Genomic DNA, 16,587 nt, shown 5'->3' on the forward strand with positions numbered 1-16,587 from the left:
TTTATTTCAGGCTTCCATTGGCCTAAGGCCATAGTTTAGAGTCTCATGATACCTACTAGTTACGCCCCCACTGTTCATACGCCAGATGACATTAGACTAACCCAACGTAATTTACCTGGAAGCAGGCCAGTTTGTATCGCCGGTTATATATCACGAACCGGCAAACTGGTGTTACCCAGGAAATCCGTCGAGCAATTAAAGTTAGATGTCAATCTGCTTAGCGTTCGGATGAAAGTTGGCGTCAGCGCTGAAGAGCGACAAAAAATTGACACGCTTTACCTGGTCCCGGCAGGAAGTTCAATAGCTGACGCGTTTACGGTGATACAGGCCGCAAAGGGCTATACAATTGAACTAGGTAAGATCTTATTGGAGGAAGGGATTATGTACACAACCACTAAGTATACGTTTACCATTGAACCATTCTTGCTTGAAGATGGCATGGGTGGGTATGAATTACGTTTACACGAACCAATTCCTAAATTGTTCTATATCTGGAGTGCTTTTAAGGCATTACAGCGTCAATAACTAAATTTCATTGAAGTGCTTCCTAATTTTGATCGAAAAGAGAAATACGATCGTGAATCATTAGCCAAAAAGTAATCCTTTTACCTTATTTTACAACGAGAATATCCTTCCACCGGGTAGTGTAGCAGGGTGAACGAAAGTTTTGCTTCATAAGCCAAGCCGATTCCGTAAAGCCCTGGCTGGCCAATCTGACCCGCCCACGTCCATACCGATGATTGATGCGGTCAACGGCTGAATAAACCCGTTTCCAGCGCTCATCGGATTCAACCTCAAAGACGTTGAATTGCCGATGATCCCAATCCACCAGATCCGTCAGGATAATACCCATTTTCTGGAAAGTGTAGCCCTCCCGGTATATAGACTCTAAAGCGGCCAGCCCGTATCGGATCAGTTCAGCGTCGCTACAACTGTGATGAGGTAACCTTACCGTGCGACTGTTGGAGTACTGTCGGTCATTGGTACGGAAATAATTTGTGTGTAGAAACACGGTAATGTATCCGGCTGCCGATGACTGGTTTCGCAGTTTAACGGCCGCTCTGGAGAGATACGTAGTAACTGCCTCACGAAGCGGCTCCAGGCCGCTCACCGGCGTGCCAAAGCTGGGAGCCGTGCAAATAGATTTCTTTCTAGCGGGCTCTATCTCCAGCGCTTTACAAGACTGGCCCCGTAATTCATACACCAGCCGAAGCCCGGTCACCGTCAGAAACTGCCTGATCCAGTCGTCCGGCAGGTTGCGCAGCTGAGCCGCCGTCTGGATACCGTTCGCTAAAAGCATCCGTTCGTATCGATCCCCAATGCCCCATAAGTCTCCTACCCCAAACTCATTCAATGCCTCACTGATCTTGGACGGGGTATCCAGCACACATATACCCTTATGTTCAGGACGTTTTTTGGCAAACCACGTGGCTACCTTGCAGAGTGTTTTGGTGGGCGTAATGCCGATATTTATGGGTATGCGGCTGCTGCGGTACGTCGTGGACTGGATCGTCTGGGCTAGTTCCCCTAAATCAGGATAGATAGCCTCATAACCCGCCAGATCGAAGAAGCCCTCATCAATTGAATACACCTCCACGCGTTCGATGAACCGGCCAACGATGGCAAAAATTCGTCTCGACATATCTCCGTACAGCGGGTACGTGCTTGAGAAGATGTGGATACCCTGCTGACGAACCAGCTCCTTAATCTTGAAGAAAGGAGTTCCACTAGCTGTTTGGCAATCACATTTTGCGCAACCACGTTATGGTCAGCCGGGGGATCGCTCCCCCGACTGCCAGTTCAGAACCGTGCATGAGACTTTCACCTCACACGGCTCCTCGTTGTGTACCGCTACCGCGAGCCTCCATACTACCATCACGCGCCGTTTTCTGATGATGACAATGACGATGAAGCAACTGACAGTTCGCCAACTCTTTACCCCCACCCCGTACTTTAGGTAGCTGGTGGTCTTCTTCCAATAAGTCAGTCACCGTAAACGGCAGACCACAGTGGCCACAACGTCCCCTTTGCCTCTTTAGCAATAGACATTGACGTCGTGATAGACCGCTGTGATGACTTAGCCGTTTACCCCAATACACCCAATCCCCATCGAACGGACTACGAGTGCCCAAGACTTTTACGTGGCGTACAATCGCTGTGTAACTGTGGTAACGTAGCTTAACTCCTTGTGGGGTGTCAAACTTCCAGCTACCCTGTTCCAGCCGCCAGTATTTGCGTACGACACGTTGGCGGTGTTTGTCTCCATGCCGACGTAACGCCCAGCGACGAAGACTGTTGTACAACAAAAAGTCCATCCGCGAAAAGGCATCTTTGGCCACCACCCCAGCATAGTACGCGCACCAGCCTCGAATAATGGGATTCAGTTCCCGAATCAGGGCTTCCTGTGGTGAGGAACACTGCCGACGGACCACTTCCCGAAGGCGTTGCCAATGACGGGCCTGGGCCGTTTTTGAGGGCTTGATGATCGTCTTAAAGCCTAGTGGATGTCCCCGCTGATCCTTACCCGTGTGTAGACGACCCACCTTGAACTGCCGAACGGTCATACCTAAGAAGTCAAAGCCAGCATCGGGTTGATCCCCTGAGTGAAGCGTATGAACCAGCCGAGTTTTACTAGGCTTCATCGCTAGCCCCCAGCCGGATAACCACTCCGTCAGCATGGACTGACACTGGTCGAGTACCACCTTGTCTTCATGGATAACCACGAAGTCGTCGGCGTACCGAATCAGTGTAATCTTAGGACTGAGCCGAGACGGACTAATGCGGCGTTGGCGAAACTGCTGCTGCACATACTGCTCCATCCCATGCAGCGCAATGTTGGCCAACAGCGGAGAGATAACACCTCCCTGCGGAGTACCCGCTTGGGTAGGCGAGAAAATCTCTCCTTCCAGCACGCCCGCTTTCAACCAGCCTTTCAGCACTCGTCGAAACACGGGAATCGTATCCACTTTGGTCAGTAAGCGTTGGTGGTCAATCCGGTCAAAACACTTCTCGATGTCGGCATCCAACACCCATTTAGCCCGTTGGTTAATGCAATTGTAGATGGCACTAATCGCATCATGCGCCGAGCGTCCAGGCCGGAAGCCGTAGCTATTGGGTTCGAACCGTGCTTCCCATTCAGGCTCCAGTACCAGCTTAAGGAGGGCTTGCAGAGCCCGATCCTGCATAACAGGTATCCCTAACGGTCTTTTCTCGGTTGAACCGGGTTTGGGTATCCAAACCCGACGAAGGGGTTTGGCCCGTTGGCTCAGATGAAGTGCTTTACTGAGACGCAGGCGTTGTTTGGCGGTTAGTGACTTCACCCCATCTATGCCTGCGGTTTGTTTGCCTTGATTGTCCTGGGTGACTTTTCGCACCGCCAGTAAGCGGGCGCAACGTGACTTACTAAGAAGTTTTTGGAGTTGGCGTACTTGTCGGGTGTCTCCCCGCAAGGTGGCCTGATAAATTCGCTTTTGCAGTCTGAAGACCATCCGCTGGATGCGTTTCCAGGGTAAGCTCTTCCATTCATCCATCGGTTTTGGAACCGTGTCCATCGTCTTGACTGTGACTAACTCATCTATCAATACATAACGGGAGCAAGTGGGCGTATCCGACCGGCTTTCCCGGTGGCCTTTGCTTTTTGCTCCATCCTGCCCCGGTTTGGTTTATAGCTGGCTGCCCACTGCCGAAGCAGAACCAGATCGGGGTTACCTTGTTCCAATGGTCAGTTTTACGAAAGGGTAGCGTCCCACTAGTTTCACCGGGTTGTCCTGTGAATGAGCGACGAGGGCCGGTCAAACAATGCCGTCGTCCGACAACCAATCCCTTTTTTGGGCAAGCCTATTATCCTGGGTAGGCTTGTTCAACGTAACGATGATTGGTGGATTCAGTTTTCTTACGCCTACTTTCACACTTGCAGGGATGACCGGCCAGACTCCGGCGAACCCGCTTTCTTCCCCGCTTCACCGACTTGGCTTGCCAGTTCAAGGCAGTGGGGGAAGTGTTTTCGCCCGCTCATCAAGGCGGTCGAGAATCACACTCGACACCAGACCATTAGTTATCGTTCAACCGGAGCCAAACGACACCCGTTTAGTGAGTTCACGGGTAACAAGTCGCACGTTGCCGTCGTTGTTCGATAAAACAATAACGGGCTGTCGGCGGAGCGCGTGCTGGAAAGAAATGTGACAACTGGCGTAAAACGACAAGGCGTCAAAATGAGCGTACATACTCGAAAAGGTTAGGGCAGGATCGATGGTTTAAAAAATACCCAGACAACGGTTCCAAACACAAAGGAGTCCTCCCCTGGGTCACCTGGGTGCATATAGATTGGCTCGTAGCTTGGATTGTCTGCTTTCAGAAGCAACATCTCCCCTACCCGCTTCATGCGCCTGACAACGTATCCGTCATTCACAAACGCCACAATAACCTGGCCATCGACAGGCTCTATCAGACAATCAACCACCAGAATATCGCCGTCATCAATCCTGGAATTGAGTCGAGCATGCGGATTGACCATACTGTTTCCTTCGACTCGAACAAAATAGGTATCGTCGGGATGGACGATACACAACTCATTCAAATCCAAGACGTTTTCCAAATAATCGGTCGCCGGGGAGGGAAACCCACAATGGACGCGTGAAAGAAACAACGGTACCCTCAACCGACTTTTTATGCCAGCTTTTCTAATTGTAAAACGGGTTCGGACCCTTGTTTTCATAGGCATCTAATACAAGTAAAATATAATTTCGGGGGCTATTATATGTTTACTGTATTATAAATCCTAATATTTTCAGGTTTTTACGTAAATTAGAGCTCAAAATTCGGTCATGACCCTTTATGAGTTCAATCTGCTTTCCCATGAAAAGCAGCTGGCAAGTGCCTTCGAAGACGGCAGTTTTTTAGTAACCAGACGAGTCGGCATATCGTATTTATGTCTGTATGCCCTGGAAACTTTCTACGTTGAGATCCGCTATAGTCAGGATCTCAATCAGATCACAGCTTGCCGTTCGTTCCGCAGCAGCATTGCTTTAGAGCCCTATCTTGAGCAAATCGATTTAGATTTTTACCCGATGTCAAATAATTCGTAATCCCTTCATCCGTCGTGCGGGGGTGGGTTGGTTACGGCCGGTTTTCCATAACGTGTTCAATGACCAAAAAGAAATTGCTCAAACCTGCTCAGCCCGAACTGGATCGGCAATTACGGGAATTTGAGGCAGCTTTATACTGGATGACCGGGCGTTGGTATAGACCGGCTGAACAGGTAGTATTCGCTCAAACTAGCTCTTTAAGCGGACCTGTTCGCCTCATGTGAGTCATCCCTTCAATCATGAGACATAGGTTAAATACGTTCATCCAGAGCACTGTAACCTATTGTAATGTCCAAAATTTTGGACATTTATAGCTTCTCAGTAAAAAATAGATCTTCTAATTAAACTACACCTGGCACTCATTTATGGCGCAGGAACAGGCCCAATTTCGTAAAATTATCCACGTCGATATGGACGCCTTTTACGCATCGGTTGAGCAGCGTGACAACCCTGACTTACGCGGAAAGCCTGTGGCCGTTGGCGGCTCCCGTCAGCGGGGTGTTGTCGCGGCAGCCAGCTATGAAGCCCGAACCTATGGCGTACGTTCGGCAATGGCCTCGTCGATCGCAATCCGGAAGTGCCCTGACCTACTATTTGTCAAGCCGCGATTTGAGGTATATAAAGCGGTATCGGCTCAGATTCGGACTGTGTTTGCTCAGTATACGGATTTGATTGAACCGCTCTCACTCGATGAAGCGTATCTAGATGTAACGGCTAGCCTACCCGATGGGTGCACGGCGACACAATTGGCGCAAACCATCAAGGAGCAGATTAAAGCGCAAACCCAGTTAACGGCATCAGCGGGGGTTTCTTATAATAAGTTCTTAGCTAAATTAGCCTCGGACTATCGAAAACCGGATGGACTATTTGTCATCAAACCACACCAGGGCCTGGCATTTGTCGAAAAACTACTGGTTGGCCAGTTTCACGGTATCGGCCGCGTAACGGCCGAAAAAATGAATCAGCTGGGCATCTTTACGGGAATGGATTTACGGGCGCAGAGCGAAAAATTCTTAAGCGAGCATTTTGGCAAAGCAGGTGCTTACTTTTATTCCATAGCGCGTGCTATTGATCAGCGGCCGGTTACGCCCAATCGGGAACGGAAGTCAATGGGCGCAGAAACAACGTTTGAGCAGGATTTGGCCGATTATGCAGTTATAGCGGATCAGTTAAGCCCACTAGTCATACGAGTGTGGGCTTATTGTGAACGCACGGGTATGTTAGGCAGAACGGTCACGTTAAAAGTCAAGTACGCGGATTTTCAGCAGATTACCCGAAGTCGGACAAAGCTCACGGCCATAACTAATTTATCCCAGCTACAACAACTGAGTATGGACTTGTTATCGGGAATCCAGGACTTAACAAAAGGGGTACGACTGGTGGGCATCAGTCTGTCCAGCTTTCAAACGATTCAGGCCTTACCCAGCGGTCAATTAATGTTAGATTTGTAGCGCTACATTACTTTGGTTAAACGACGCCATAAACACACATAAGAGGTATGTCAGGGACAGGTGTTTTAGGTACTAACTTCACTAATTCGGCGTAAGCCCAATTGCTATTAATAACAGGGTAAAAAGCTGTTAAACAAAGGTTTACTTGGTTTACTTTTAAGTACATTGGCCCATCAACGTAGTGTATCTTGTTGTTGTAAAAAGCTTATCTGGTAGGTATTTACAACGACAGCCGATTATGAATTACCGAGCCATTCCCCGAATTGCTAACTCGGACTTGACCGAGTTTAAAAACAAACTTCTATTCGGACGTAAGCCGATCCCAATCTTTAGCCAGGCACTTGCATTCGGGACACTTTTTCATGACCACTTATTACTAACTCCTGATGTCGAACCCGCTGGTAAGGGGGCTACGGCTATAAAACGGATGCTAGAGGTGATGCGAAACGACACTGATTTTTCTGAACTGCTCAAAAAGGGTATCTGTGAGCAGGCGCACTTTTGGGAGGATGAACGAACAAAACTTCTCTGCAAAGCGCGAATTGACTTACGCGTTCCGGCAGAAAGCCTGATCATTGACGTTAAAACGACGTCGGCTACAAGCTACACAGAATTTTTAACCGTTTGTCAAACGTATGATTACGACCGCCAAGCCGCTTTCTATCTAGATGGTTGCCAACAGGGTGGACAAGGCGTTACCAAGTATCAGATACTGGGAGTTCAAAAACAGAAGCCCCATCAATTGTTTAGGCTGGAACACGTAATCGACGATTCATTTATTAATTATGGTCGCCGTAAATACCAGTCATTATTGCGGTCTTGGAAACAGCAGCCTTATCAGCCAACATCCTGGCAAATCGAGTAAAAATAGCAGCTCAAGCCGCCAGCAAAATTCCAATTCAAAAAAACGCATAAACAGACAAACGTAAATGCCTATCCGTGTACAGCGTAAACGAACGAAAGGATACCGGTTACCACCAAACACAATCAGTGTCTGTCGGCCCGGCCGGTTTGGTAATCCGTTCCGACTAACCGACGTTTATGAGCTAGCCGAGCAGCAAGGCGCTAAAGCAGGAATCGTTGACCCGGAACAAATTCGCCAACTAGCCCAGCAGCTGGTCGTTGACCGGTTCGCTCAGCTCCTGGCTGATCCCTATGGTATACCGAGCGATGAGTCTTTTGTTAGCGAAGCCATTCGCCAGCGGTTTGTTTGGATGCGTGGTAACCTGGGATTACTGAAAGGAAAAAATTTAGCCTGCTTTTGCGCCCTTTTATCAAAGGAAGGGAAGCCTAACCCCTGTCATGCTGATACACTTCTGCTTTATTCGAATGATGAAAGTTTACCTCACCTTGGACTTAAGTTGGAATGATGCCGTGTCGATTAATGTGTGAACTAGCTAAGCCAAGGGCCTTCGTCAGTGGACAGGATATGCCGGCGCATTTGGTAGTAAATGCGTTGCCGACGAGTAAAGGAATGACTTAACAGTTCGATACCTTGCTGACTGGCCATCCGGTTGCGATCCAGCCGGCGTAAGGGGATATTTCCCTGGCCATACAAGGCGATAACTTCACCTGACTCATCAACCAAATCTTCCCACAAGAAGGTGGCGTAAAACTCGCTTTCAATTAGGCCATCGATCCACCGCTGCACCTGCTCATGCGAAACCCCACTTCGGTGATTCAACTGCCGGATCACATCCTGATCAACCTGAAGCCGATGTTGTTGACGGCATACCTGCTGGTGCAACTGCACACGACGCTGCTGCTCACGGCGTAACCTACTCAGTAAAATTAAGGCTAGCACCGTAAGGACTGACACCAGTGCGATAAGACCAAGGCAGCAGAAGAAAAGAGTCATGAGCGTAAAATCTGATCCATACAGATCGCTAAAAGCGATTGACTGATTAAAATAAAGGATAAAAGTTGACTTGTAAAAAAGACGGCGTAAACGCCGGTATAACAGGGGAAAGGGCGGCCCCGACGATACGCGCAGCAAGTACGTTTTGGTCATTGCTCCCCCTGAAGAGCTGTATCTTTAGGAAAGAAGAAACAAGTGAACTGTCCCCGGATGCTATGGCCAAGCAAAAAGAAAATCCCTTTGGATGTGAAGTTCGCATCAAGGGTCAAACCGAGCCATTCGCTAAGTTCAAATTCCAGTCAGACGCCAGACATTTCGCGGAATGGTCAAGAGAAGTGTACATGAATAATACCGAACTCTGGCAGGATGGAGAACTGATTCTTGAATTCAAAAAGCCAAGTTGATTGGCGGACTTTAGAAAGAGCCGTCAGACAAGCTTATTAAGGGACGCCTTGCTCCTAAGCGCTCTTTAGTCGTGCGGTGGCTCGTTAACCTGTTTATTAATTCTTCCCCGTCATGAATCATCGACCCTTCTCATTGGCTCGACAGGTATGTTATTTGTCAGGCGAACAGAATTATACCTGGACCCATCTTTTATCGGGATACCGGGATCTTCGACGGGGCCCGCTTGCCCTAGTGGCTCAGTATTATCCCAGCTTTCTGCGGATACATAAACAATACGTTATCAATCCGGAATACCTGCTTCAGATACACCAGCAAACCCGCTCTCAGAAACGGCCTTTGTTTGACGTTGAGTTAGTGGGTGGCGTGCGTTTACCCATTGCCCAAAGCCGGGTTTACACGCTGTTACCCGTGTTACAAAGTATGCTGCAGCGGAATCAATCCCAGACCTCCGGTAGGTCATGCCGGATAACAAAGAAGGCAAACCAAATCCTTATATGAGCCAGCTTTCTATTTTTGCTTCACCTGAAATGTCCGTCCTTTCAACGGACGAGGGTTTTGGCCTGGCCATTGATGACGAAGTCAATCGCCTACTCGCTCAGCAGGCCCCGGTTGCCATTGGCATTAGTGGCGGAAAAGATTCATCGGCCTGTGCCTGGGCAGTAATGGCTTACCTGAACCGGATCGGTCACCGGGGTCCGCGCGTCCTGGTTCATGCAGACCTGGGACAGATTGAATGGGAGGACTCCGCCCGTATTTGTCAACGGGTTGCCCATCAGCTAGGCATTCCGTTAATTACCCTACAACGCCGGCAGGGAGGCATGATCGAGCGTTGGCAACAACGTTGGCAGTCTAATGTGGAACGCTATAAAAACCTCTCCTGCGTGTCGCTAATCCTGCCCTGGTCGACCCCATCAATGCGGTTCTGCACGAGCGAGTTGAAAACAGCCATTATCTGCCAGCGACTAACCGAACTGTTTCCCAATCAGGTAATCATTTCGGTAACCGGCGTTCGCCGGGCCGAAAGCAAGGACCGGCAGCGTACTCCCGTCCAGCAGCCCCAGCCGGCCCTGTTGCGTAAGAAAAAGAATACAAGCGGTATTACCTGGAATCCCCTGGTTGACTGGACGCTGGCTCAGGTTTGGGACGCGCACAAGGTAGGGAATTTGCCCATTCACCAAGCCTATCGACACTTCGGTTGCAGCCGGGTTTCGTGTACCTTTTGCATTATGTCTAGTCAGTCCGATTTACGCGGGGCGCTTAAGGCCCTCCACAATCACGCAGCGTACCGTCAGCTGATCGATCTTGAAAATGCATCGGGTTTCTCCTTTCAGGGTTCTACCTGGCTGGCAAGCCTGGCACCAGAGCTTATATCAGCTGAACAGCAAATGGGCCACCAACAAGCCAGGTATCGAGCGCAGGAGAGGACCGCCTTACAACAAAGGTTGCCGAAACGAATCCGCTTTACCAAAGGCTGGCCAACCGAGATGATCGGACTGGACGATGCAAAGGTACTGGCTGTGGTGCGACAGCACATCGCGCAGCTGTATGGATGGGCCGACATGCCCTACACGACTGAGGAATCTATTCAACTGCGGTACGCAGAATTATTACGTCAAAAATCGCTTCGAAAAACGAAAAAGCCAGTGGCTGTGGACTTGGGTCAGGCCAGACGTAGCCGGAGACAAAAAAAAGACACGGCCAAAAAAACCTGAACGATGTCCGTGAAAATAGCCTAAGACTGGGACGTCTTTGGGAACCGGAAAAGGGTAAAACGCTCCACAGGCGTCATTAACGAACCTATTCACCCTGCCTGTATCACTTCACCTTCTCATATAAGATAACGGGGGAAAAAAGGCAACACAGCTTTGCAAGCCGTATGAACTAACGACCATACCGAGGGCTGACGGGCGTATCTTTAGTACATGGAAAACGCCTCAACTGCTCCCCGCCTTCGCCAGATTCAGGTGCCGCCCGTCCGCAAAAGCAAGCGGCCCCCAACCATCCATATTCGCCGGATCAAACTGGCCGGGGGGCGTTTAGAGTACCGTATTCCCATCGAGGTGGACCGGACTTCGTACGCGCAACTTTGGTGCGATAAACGCGATCGTAAAGCCACTGAGCAGCGGCTGATCGAGCAAAACGCCGATAAGCGGGTGAAATTTTATAGCTTAAAATAAACGCCGCCATGGCAAGTAGGCAACTGGACCTCTTTAGTTCTCCTGCAGACGTCGCTCTACAACCGCTGCGCGTTACGCCCTTGCCGGATGTTGGTAGCTTGATCGAACGCATTGGCAGTGATGAGAACTGGCAGGAGCGGACGCTAAGTGAGGTGCTGGAACTGTGGCCTTGTCTGTATGATGAATATGTCCAAGTACTGCTGGAGCCCCGAAAGCAGGCAGAAGAATGGTTCAAGCAAAATGGAACCCATTATGCGACCGCCAGCCCAGCCACCCGCCAGCATTACCGGCGTGAGCATGCCGCCCTAACGGACGCAAAAAACCTGTTTCATTCCATTCTGTATGGGTTGTATAGCCAGCGGATGGAAACGTTGTTTGCGCAGGCTAAACAACGTTTAATCAGTAAGGGCCTGACTGAGGTAGCCCTGGAGGGGTGTGAAGAATTTTTCAACGATGTATTTCAACGGCCCTATTACCCGGATTTGGGTAAACGACTCCCTCAGCTAATGGACGATTTAGCGGTTGAGTACGCCAGATTGGTTACCTGATGAGGCTACGTATATAGGTAGGCGTTCGCTAATAAAAGAGTCACTTCACCCTTTTTTATTACGCCTAAGGCCAGGCCATAACAGGGGAGAAGGCGCGCTTATGTTGCCCTACGGTTTGGGTCCTAAGCCAGTCTATTTCCGTATCGAACGCTATTTTTGAGTCGTAAACCAGCAAACGTCTACTGATATGGAAAATGGTCATAACGGTCAGCTACCCAAACACACGCTCCCCAAATACCAGATATTAGGCTACCCGCAATCAGACGTGCAGTTTCAAATCGACCTTAAAGCCAAGACGCTTTTTCTAATTGATTTGGATCAGGGTGGGCGTAGCTTAACCAATGATATGAATAACGCCCTGTGCCGGTTGATTCACTACCAACGGGTAGAAGGCCAGCCGGTGAAGCTCAATGAGTTTACAATATTTTATTCTGACTCTACCGGAACGGTGGATGGTGTGCGTGTTTCGTTTGGCTTAATGGGTAGCCTGTCACATTCGTTTTACTCGGTTTCTATTTACGACCTGACCCGGAACGGAGGTTCCCGGAACAGCGGTTCAGGGCTGAAATAGGCCCTACGGGACGACAATTTTCTGATCGATCCGGCGCATCCGGATTTTTCAGCTATAACCACCGAAGCGCCTTCCTTCGATGGTCGTATACCGATCGCAGCGCACACAGCGGGCGAGTCGGCTATCTCTACTTTACTTCACCTACTCATCTGTGTTGACTGCGATGGGGTCGACTCCTGGACCCAGGCAGGCTAACCTGTAATAAGCTAAACATAACAGGGAAAAGGGCTTTCCCCATCCCTATAACCAATACTCGTTACCCCACCCCATACCCGGCTGAATGGCTATCTTTAGACCAGTAAACAACACACAATTCATTTCCTGAACAGCGTATGGAGTTTTTTCAAAAAGTCCACCAGCTTGGCTTACAGGGCGATTTAAGAATCGTCTGTCAAACCGTAGGTGAAAAACTCATTGTGAGCGTTCTGCTGACCAACGAGCAATGCGGAGATAAAGCCCAACAGCTAATAAAGCCCTTGTTGTTCAATGGACTTCCAGAAGCCATTGATGAAGCTTTTTTCAGAAAGATTACAGAGCCGTATCAGCAGACTTCCCAATTGCTGGTCAGTATGGAGGACCATCTCAAAAGTGTTGCGCTGGCCAGTGAGCAGTCGGCAATGGCAAAAGCGGCTGAAAACAAACAGAGAAAAGAAGCTGAGGAACAGAAAAAAACCTATGATGGCCTCATGGTCAAAGTGGCTGAACTGGAAGAAGCCGGAAAATACCGCGAAGCGTGTGCAAAACTGCCCGACCTGACCCTATTTCCCAACCAACAGGAAGCCATCACCAAAAAGCGGGAAGAATTAGTTCAGAAGTTCAGTGCCCCTACCCTATTTGAATCAATTAATGCATAAACAACTCGTATGAACCTGATCGCCACAACCTATAAACGGGTATTTATTATTCAGGACAAAGGCCAGCCTGTTGAACTGGCTGACCCTGAACGTTCCTTAAGCCCCCAAGCCGTACTGAATTTTTATGCCAACAGTTATCCCCTGTTAACGACTGCAAAAGTAAGTGAGGGGCAAGTCAGAAACGACCGCATCGAGTACCGTTTTGATAGCGTTATGGGTACGAAAGGTTAATCAGTAGCGATGATGGGCAAACCCGCCAGAGTTATTTCAACGGACTATCAGTATTCCAATCAATGGCAACGCTCCTCGGCAATAGCCGCGTTTCTGCTCACCCTCAACTCACTCCCCGACGCGGCTCACAGCGTCGTTCAGAAACGACGCTCTTTACCGCTGAGTCAGCTACCAATGGTTTTTTAAGATACCGTTTCGAGCCAGTTGTTGAGGAACTGGCCGAACTCCACGATCAGGCGATTATCGAAGCTGAGTTCTTTCAATCACTGTTGTTTTTATCTCAAGCGTATGGGTTTGGTTTTGACGTAACGGCAATGGAAAATACCAGCGTTTATCCGCATAATGTTTTCCTTGCGTTTTCACAGGCCGAAGCTGCCCTGCAAGCGGCAGACCCCAATGCATCGCTGGCCATCATCGAGGACGATGATACCCTCCGATCAACCCTTGCCGTTTACAAGGTCTATGAAACGGGCTTTAGCTCGTATTATATACCGCTGGAACCCTTTTACCAGACGCTCAAGGGAAAAAGCAGGTTGTCGGCTTCGGCCCTGTTATGTTCGTTGGTATCGTATCTGCATACGGTGGCAGGTGTGGCCTTCTTTTCGGACGAGAGTAGCTTTGTCTATTACCAATGTGATATGATGGCTGAATCCATGCGGGAGGACGACGAGGAAAACCAGCTGGCTGATTTTGAGACGCTGTTAACCAATACCCGACTGGGCGGCTCTATCCTACAACGGTACATAGGTTGGAACCAGCGGCATCTGGATGCGTTTGAAACGCGGCACCAATCCTTCCGGCCTACTGATGAATGGGAAGAAGCATTACACCGGATTAGCGGCTCATTTTTGAGTTTATATCGTCAGTACCCTGACCGCGCCTACTACCGAAGCTATGAGCGGGGATTGGCCCATTCCGACGATGATTATTCAATTGACCCCGACCAACGAATTGGTTTTTTATGGCAATGGGGGGATTGGGTCCATGATAACATACTGGAATCGTTGGACTGCGATTTTAACGGGGGCGGGTACGTTGAAGAACCATTGGCGTATCATTTGTTTGACCGGCCTTGCGCCAAACCACCGCTTTGTTTAGCCTTTGAGGAGGTATTCTATACCAGCCTTGATGAGTTAGCCGACCTACTAAAAAACCTTGCTGATGAACAACATAACCGCAAATTACGGGAAGTCGTATCTGCCGACGCAGGGACTGCTGGTCTATCGACAGGCGAGCAATAGTCATCATGGGCATGTGCAAGCCTTCGACGTTGACCCGGTTTCTGGTCATCCCATTAATTTCCATCCCTTAACCGAACAAGAGTCAAGGCAGTTAGCCAAAATCCTGACGGTGGAAAAAGAAAAGAAAAAAGGTTTTTTACGACTCAACGGGCTATTGCCCGAAAACGTACTTTATCTGGATGTCGATCAGGGCCGGGTAATGTGGTACACCCCCCCGCAACAGCGTAACTTATATTTCATCGAGTCATTAACTATACCGAACGGGATGGCCCCTCTACCCCCGTTGGTATGGTTGGCTTCCAAGAATTATTTATTTCTGTTTGCCCTGCTGAGTGCCGAGAAACCGACGATAGATACCCCCTTGTATTATGCTCCCTTTTTCAATACCAACAAGCAGGGAGGGGTCTGCATGGGAACTGTCAGTGTTGGTATTCGTCAGTCGTCCACGCTCAACGAATTTATGGCGGCATGGGAAGAAAGCTTTTTCAATTCGTACTTCTCACACCTGTTCGATGAACATCAGCCTGTTCAGGGTAACATTATTCAACTATGGCAACGACTGATTGATCAGCATACAGATTTTCCCCTTGACGTACTCGTTACCAGCCCCTTCACGTTAAAACAGCTTACTGGTTATACAGATGGAAACAACTAGACCCCGCGTGGATTCGCCCGATCAGGTGCGACCAAGTGTTCATTTTACCGCTTCATACCTGCTGAATCCGACCAATCCGCTGACGGTTAATTTAATCGGGGCCGGGGGGACCGGCTCGCAGGTGTTGACCTTGCTGGCCAGAATGAACCACGCCTTCACCGAATTAGGCCATCCCGGTTTGCAGGTTCGGTTATGGGACGGTGATACCGTCAGCCAAGCGAACCTGGGTAGACAGTTATTTGCCCATTCTGAATTGAAACTCAACAAAGCAGTTGCCTTAATTAACCGGGTCAACGGTTTTTTTGGCACCAACTGGAAAGCGGTTCCAACCCCCTACTGTATCAGCCGCCTTCGGGGAACTTCGCGCCAGCACGCATCGGCCAATCTGTTCATTACGTGCGTAGATACCGTATCGGCACGGCGGGAAATCGCGCTGATAGTACAGGAACTAAGGGTACAGGCCAAACATGACCGCGACAGACCCTATTACTGGCTTGATTACGGGAACAGTCAACAAATCGGTCAGGTCATTTTATCGACTGTTGGCGAAATTGAACAACCCCCTACGCAGGAATATGTTGCTGTTGGCCAGCTTCCCTTTATTACGGACGAATTTGACCAGTTACTTTTCGAAGCTGACCAGTCCGATAATACGCCCAGCTGTTCACTGGCCGAAGCGTTGCAAAAGCAGGAGTTATTTATTAATTCAACACTGGCCAATCATGGCTGTTCCCTACTTTGGACCCTGTTTCGTAAAGCGATGACACCCCACCGGGGGTGTTTCCTTAATCTGGAAACGGGTCGCACCACTCCTTTGCCCATCGCCTAACCGGGATGGCTTTACCCTGGTTACTTTACTTCACCTTCTCAAGCCAGTATGTTCAATGACCATAACAGGGGAAAAGGCGTATCAGTAGACTGATTGATAGCCTATTAAAGTAGCCTTATGGGGAGTTGAGTCCTATAAAAGCCGTATTTTTAAGTAAGCCAACATACGCCACCGCCCCGGCAACTCTCCTACGGTCATGGATACTCAATTTTTTATTCGTAAGTCCCACGCGGGCAGTCCCGCCAATAAACTCCAAAAGGCGATTTTGGATGTCATGCCAGCCTATTGTAATCAGTTGACCGACGAGCCGAACGTGTTCATTGAACGGCTCACCAATCGAATCAACTACATCAACTGTCAATTTCCGCGTTGTAGCCCGATGAAAGTGGGTAGTAACCCACTGGGTCAGTATTTACGGCAGGGTGGAGATAAGGGTAAAGTCAATGACCAGGAGCAGGGTGCTCGGCAGGGCTGGCGGGTATCAATTTCGGGCCTTGTTGAGTTGGAGCTTATGCCCGTGAAAGGCACCCTGGCATTTGATAAACCCGATCCCTACGTATTCATGGTCCTCAGGACGGCGACGGACACGGATCAAACGGCGCAGCAGATGTCTGTTTTTTCTTGACGTATAAGCTTATCCGTTCGCTTGAATGATGACCAGTTGAATTTTGCACTTTCTCCAA

At 49.3% G+C, this 16,587-nt stretch carries 22 protein-coding genes and 1 pseudogene; 16 read left to right on the top strand and 7 right to left on the bottom strand.

Annotated features, from left to right (window positions below):
* Positions 1–45: 45 nt before the first annotated feature.
* Positions 46–525, top strand: coding sequence for a hypothetical protein (locus tag NT073_RS04760; RefSeq protein WP_297369548.1), 480 nt, complete (start codon positions 46–48; stop codon positions 523–525).
* Positions 526–610: 85 nt separating this feature from the next.
* Here the strand turns inward: NT073_RS04760 and NT073_RS04765 are convergent, their stop codons facing one another.
* From NT073_RS04765 to NT073_RS04790, 6 genes and pseudogenes are all read right to left on the bottom strand, one after another.
* Positions 611–1,300, bottom strand: a complete 690-nt coding sequence (locus NT073_RS04765; protein ID WP_297370126.1) for a DUF4113 domain-containing protein — start codon at positions 1,298–1,300, stop codon at positions 611–613.
* Positions 1,301–1,438: 138 nt separating this feature from the next.
* Positions 1,439–1,717, bottom strand: a pseudogene (locus NT073_RS04770) (DNA polymerase V subunit UmuC); the annotation flags it as partial.
* 109 nt (positions 1,718–1,826) lie between these two features.
* Positions 1,827–3,551: a group II intron reverse transcriptase/maturase gene (ltrA, locus tag NT073_RS04775; RefSeq protein WP_297369551.1), complete on the bottom strand. Its 1,725-nt coding sequence runs from the start codon at positions 3,549–3,551 to the stop codon at positions 1,827–1,829.
* 26 nt (positions 3,552–3,577) lie between these two features.
* Positions 3,578–3,718 (bottom strand): hypothetical protein, encoded by a 141-nt coding sequence (locus NT073_RS04780; protein ID WP_297369554.1) that lies wholly within the window; start codon positions 3,716–3,718, stop codon positions 3,578–3,580.
* 343 nt (positions 3,719–4,061) lie between these two features.
* Entirely contained in the window at positions 4,062–4,223 is a 162-nt protein-coding gene (locus tag NT073_RS04785; protein WP_297369557.1) for a hypothetical protein, read from the bottom strand.
* Positions 4,224–4,234: 11 nt separating this feature from the next.
* On the bottom strand, positions 4,235–4,720 hold the full coding sequence (locus NT073_RS04790; RefSeq protein ID WP_366107224.1) for a S24 family peptidase: 486 nt from the start codon (positions 4,718–4,720) through the stop codon (positions 4,235–4,237).
* Between the two features lie 103 nt (positions 4,721–4,823).
* On the opposite strand from NT073_RS04790, the gene NT073_RS04795 reads away from it, so the two are divergent.
* From NT073_RS04795 to NT073_RS04810, 4 genes are all read left to right on the top strand, one after another.
* Positions 4,824–5,084: a hypothetical protein gene (locus NT073_RS04795; protein WP_297369563.1), complete on the top strand. Its 261-nt coding sequence runs from the start codon at positions 4,824–4,826 to the stop codon at positions 5,082–5,084.
* Positions 5,085–5,449: 365 nt separating this feature from the next.
* Positions 5,450–6,535 carry a DNA polymerase IV gene (dinB, locus tag NT073_RS04800; protein WP_297369565.1) on the top strand — a complete coding sequence of 362 codons (1,086 nt, stop codon included), beginning with the start codon at positions 5,450–5,452 and terminating at the stop codon, positions 6,533–6,535.
* A gap of 238 nt (positions 6,536–6,773) precedes the next feature.
* Positions 6,774–7,400 (top strand): PD-(D/E)XK nuclease-like domain-containing protein, encoded by a 627-nt coding sequence (locus NT073_RS04805; protein WP_297369569.1) that lies wholly within the window; start codon positions 6,774–6,776, stop codon positions 7,398–7,400.
* 64 nt (positions 7,401–7,464) lie between these two features.
* Complete coding sequence (locus NT073_RS04810) at positions 7,465–7,905, top strand: DUF4326 domain-containing protein (protein WP_297369572.1); 441 nt, start codon at positions 7,465–7,467, stop codon at positions 7,903–7,905.
* 23 nt (positions 7,906–7,928) lie between these two features.
* On the opposite strand, the gene NT073_RS04815 is transcribed toward NT073_RS04810, so the two are convergent.
* Positions 7,929–8,546, bottom strand: coding sequence for a hypothetical protein (locus tag NT073_RS04815; protein ID WP_297369575.1), 618 nt, complete (start codon positions 8,544–8,546; stop codon positions 7,929–7,931).
* A gap of 363 nt (positions 8,547–8,909) precedes the next feature.
* Between NT073_RS04815 and NT073_RS04820 the strand changes: the two genes are divergently transcribed.
* The 11 genes from NT073_RS04820 (at position 8,910) to NT073_RS04870 (ending at position 16,529) form a co-directional block, all read left to right on the top strand.
* Entirely contained in the window at positions 8,910–9,296 is a 387-nt protein-coding gene (locus NT073_RS04820) for a LytTR family transcriptional regulator DNA-binding domain-containing protein (protein ID WP_297369578.1), read from the top strand.
* A 29-nt stretch (positions 9,297–9,325) separates the two neighbouring features.
* The gene (locus NT073_RS04825; protein ID WP_297369581.1) at positions 9,326–10,510 is read left to right on the top strand and encodes a phosphoadenosine phosphosulfate reductase family protein; all 1,185 of its coding nucleotides are present in this window, start codon (positions 9,326–9,328) and stop codon (positions 10,508–10,510) included.
* Positions 10,511–10,720: 210 nt separating this feature from the next.
* A complete protein-coding gene (locus tag NT073_RS04830) occupies positions 10,721–10,975 on the top strand; it encodes a hypothetical protein (RefSeq protein ID WP_297369584.1) in 255 nt (84 codons plus the stop codon).
* Between the two features lie 8 nt (positions 10,976–10,983).
* Positions 10,984–11,523, top strand: coding sequence for a hypothetical protein (locus tag NT073_RS04835; protein WP_297369587.1), 540 nt, complete (start codon positions 10,984–10,986; stop codon positions 11,521–11,523).
* 187 nt (positions 11,524–11,710) lie between these two features.
* The gene (locus NT073_RS04840; protein WP_297369590.1) at positions 11,711–12,094 is read left to right on the top strand and encodes a hypothetical protein; all 384 of its coding nucleotides are present in this window, start codon (positions 11,711–11,713) and stop codon (positions 12,092–12,094) included.
* A 332-nt stretch (positions 12,095–12,426) separates the two neighbouring features.
* The gene (locus tag NT073_RS04845; RefSeq protein ID WP_297369593.1) at positions 12,427–12,948 is read left to right on the top strand and encodes a prtrc system protein e; all 522 of its coding nucleotides are present in this window, start codon (positions 12,427–12,429) and stop codon (positions 12,946–12,948) included.
* Positions 12,949–12,957: 9 nt separating this feature from the next.
* Positions 12,958–13,179 carry a PRTRC system protein C gene (locus NT073_RS04850; RefSeq protein WP_100990059.1) on the top strand — a complete coding sequence of 74 codons (222 nt, stop codon included), beginning with the start codon at positions 12,958–12,960 and terminating at the stop codon, positions 13,177–13,179.
* A gap of 62 nt (positions 13,180–13,241) precedes the next feature.
* Positions 13,242–14,420: a hypothetical protein gene (locus NT073_RS04855; RefSeq protein WP_297369599.1), complete on the top strand. Its 1,179-nt coding sequence runs from the start codon at positions 13,242–13,244 to the stop codon at positions 14,418–14,420.
* A complete protein-coding gene (locus NT073_RS04860) occupies positions 14,341–15,075 on the top strand; it encodes a PRTRC system protein B (protein WP_297369602.1) in 735 nt (244 codons plus the stop codon). Before NT073_RS04855 ends, NT073_RS04860 begins: the two co-directional genes overlap by 80 nt.
* Complete coding sequence (locus tag NT073_RS04865) at positions 15,062–15,904, top strand: PRTRC system ThiF family protein (RefSeq protein WP_297369604.1); 843 nt, start codon at positions 15,062–15,064, stop codon at positions 15,902–15,904. The genes NT073_RS04860 and NT073_RS04865 overlap by 14 nt, the downstream gene beginning before the upstream one ends.
* A 196-nt stretch (positions 15,905–16,100) precedes the next feature.
* Positions 16,101–16,529 (top strand): hypothetical protein, encoded by a 429-nt coding sequence (locus tag NT073_RS04870; RefSeq protein WP_297369607.1) that lies wholly within the window; start codon positions 16,101–16,103, stop codon positions 16,527–16,529.
* Positions 16,530–16,587 lie beyond the last annotated feature (58 nt).

This window comes from Spirosoma sp., from assembly GCF_026391055.1.
Lineage (GTDB): Bacteria > Bacteroidota > Bacteroidia > Cytophagales > Spirosomataceae > Spirosoma.

What these genes read in the sequence shown, in the direction of transcription:
- NT073_RS04760 (WP_297369548.1), top strand. Translation starts at nt 46, where the DNA reads ATGATACCTACTAGTTACGCCCCCACTGTTCATACGCCAGATGACATT.
- NT073_RS04765 (WP_297370126.1), bottom strand. Translation starts at nt 1,300, where the DNA reads ATGCTTTTAGCGAACGGTATCCAGACGGCGGCTCAGCTGCGCAACCTG.
- ltrA (WP_297369551.1), bottom strand. Translation starts at nt 3,551, where the DNA reads ATGGACACGGTTCCAAAACCGATGGATGAATGGAAGAGCTTACCCTGG.
- NT073_RS04785 (WP_297369557.1), bottom strand. Translation starts at nt 4,223, where the DNA reads ATGTACGCTCATTTTGACGCCTTGTCGTTTTACGCCAGTTGTCACATT.
- NT073_RS04790 (WP_366107224.1), bottom strand. Translation starts at nt 4,720, where the DNA reads ATGCCTATGAAAACAAGGGTCCGAACCCGTTTTACAATTAGAAAAGCT.
- NT073_RS04795 (WP_297369563.1), top strand. Translation starts at nt 4,824, where the DNA reads ATGACCCTTTATGAGTTCAATCTGCTTTCCCATGAAAAGCAGCTGGCA.
- dinB (WP_297369565.1), top strand. Translation starts at nt 5,450, where the DNA reads ATGGCGCAGGAACAGGCCCAATTTCGTAAAATTATCCACGTCGATATG.
- NT073_RS04805 (WP_297369569.1), top strand. Translation starts at nt 6,774, where the DNA reads ATGAATTACCGAGCCATTCCCCGAATTGCTAACTCGGACTTGACCGAG.
- NT073_RS04810 (WP_297369572.1), top strand. Translation starts at nt 7,465, where the DNA reads ATGCCTATCCGTGTACAGCGTAAACGAACGAAAGGATACCGGTTACCA.
- NT073_RS04815 (WP_297369575.1), bottom strand. Translation starts at nt 8,546, where the DNA reads ATGACCAAAACGTACTTGCTGCGCGTATCGTCGGGGCCGCCCTTTCCC.
- NT073_RS04820 (WP_297369578.1), top strand. Translation starts at nt 8,910, where the DNA reads ATGAATCATCGACCCTTCTCATTGGCTCGACAGGTATGTTATTTGTCA.
- NT073_RS04825 (WP_297369581.1), top strand. Translation starts at nt 9,326, where the DNA reads ATGTCCGTCCTTTCAACGGACGAGGGTTTTGGCCTGGCCATTGATGAC.
- NT073_RS04830 (WP_297369584.1), top strand. Translation starts at nt 10,721, where the DNA reads ATGGAAAACGCCTCAACTGCTCCCCGCCTTCGCCAGATTCAGGTGCCG.
- NT073_RS04835 (WP_297369587.1), top strand. Translation starts at nt 10,984, where the DNA reads ATGGCAAGTAGGCAACTGGACCTCTTTAGTTCTCCTGCAGACGTCGCT.
- NT073_RS04840 (WP_297369590.1), top strand. Translation starts at nt 11,711, where the DNA reads ATGGAAAATGGTCATAACGGTCAGCTACCCAAACACACGCTCCCCAAA.
- NT073_RS04845 (WP_297369593.1), top strand. Translation starts at nt 12,427, where the DNA reads ATGGAGTTTTTTCAAAAAGTCCACCAGCTTGGCTTACAGGGCGATTTA.
- NT073_RS04850 (WP_100990059.1), top strand. Translation starts at nt 12,958, where the DNA reads ATGAACCTGATCGCCACAACCTATAAACGGGTATTTATTATTCAGGAC.
- NT073_RS04855 (WP_297369599.1), top strand. Translation starts at nt 13,242, where the DNA reads ATGGCAACGCTCCTCGGCAATAGCCGCGTTTCTGCTCACCCTCAACTC.
- NT073_RS04860 (WP_297369602.1), top strand. Translation starts at nt 14,341, where the DNA reads ATGAACAACATAACCGCAAATTACGGGAAGTCGTATCTGCCGACGCAG.
- NT073_RS04865 (WP_297369604.1), top strand. Translation starts at nt 15,062, where the DNA reads ATGGAAACAACTAGACCCCGCGTGGATTCGCCCGATCAGGTGCGACCA.
- NT073_RS04870 (WP_297369607.1), top strand. Translation starts at nt 16,101, where the DNA reads ATGGATACTCAATTTTTTATTCGTAAGTCCCACGCGGGCAGTCCCGCC.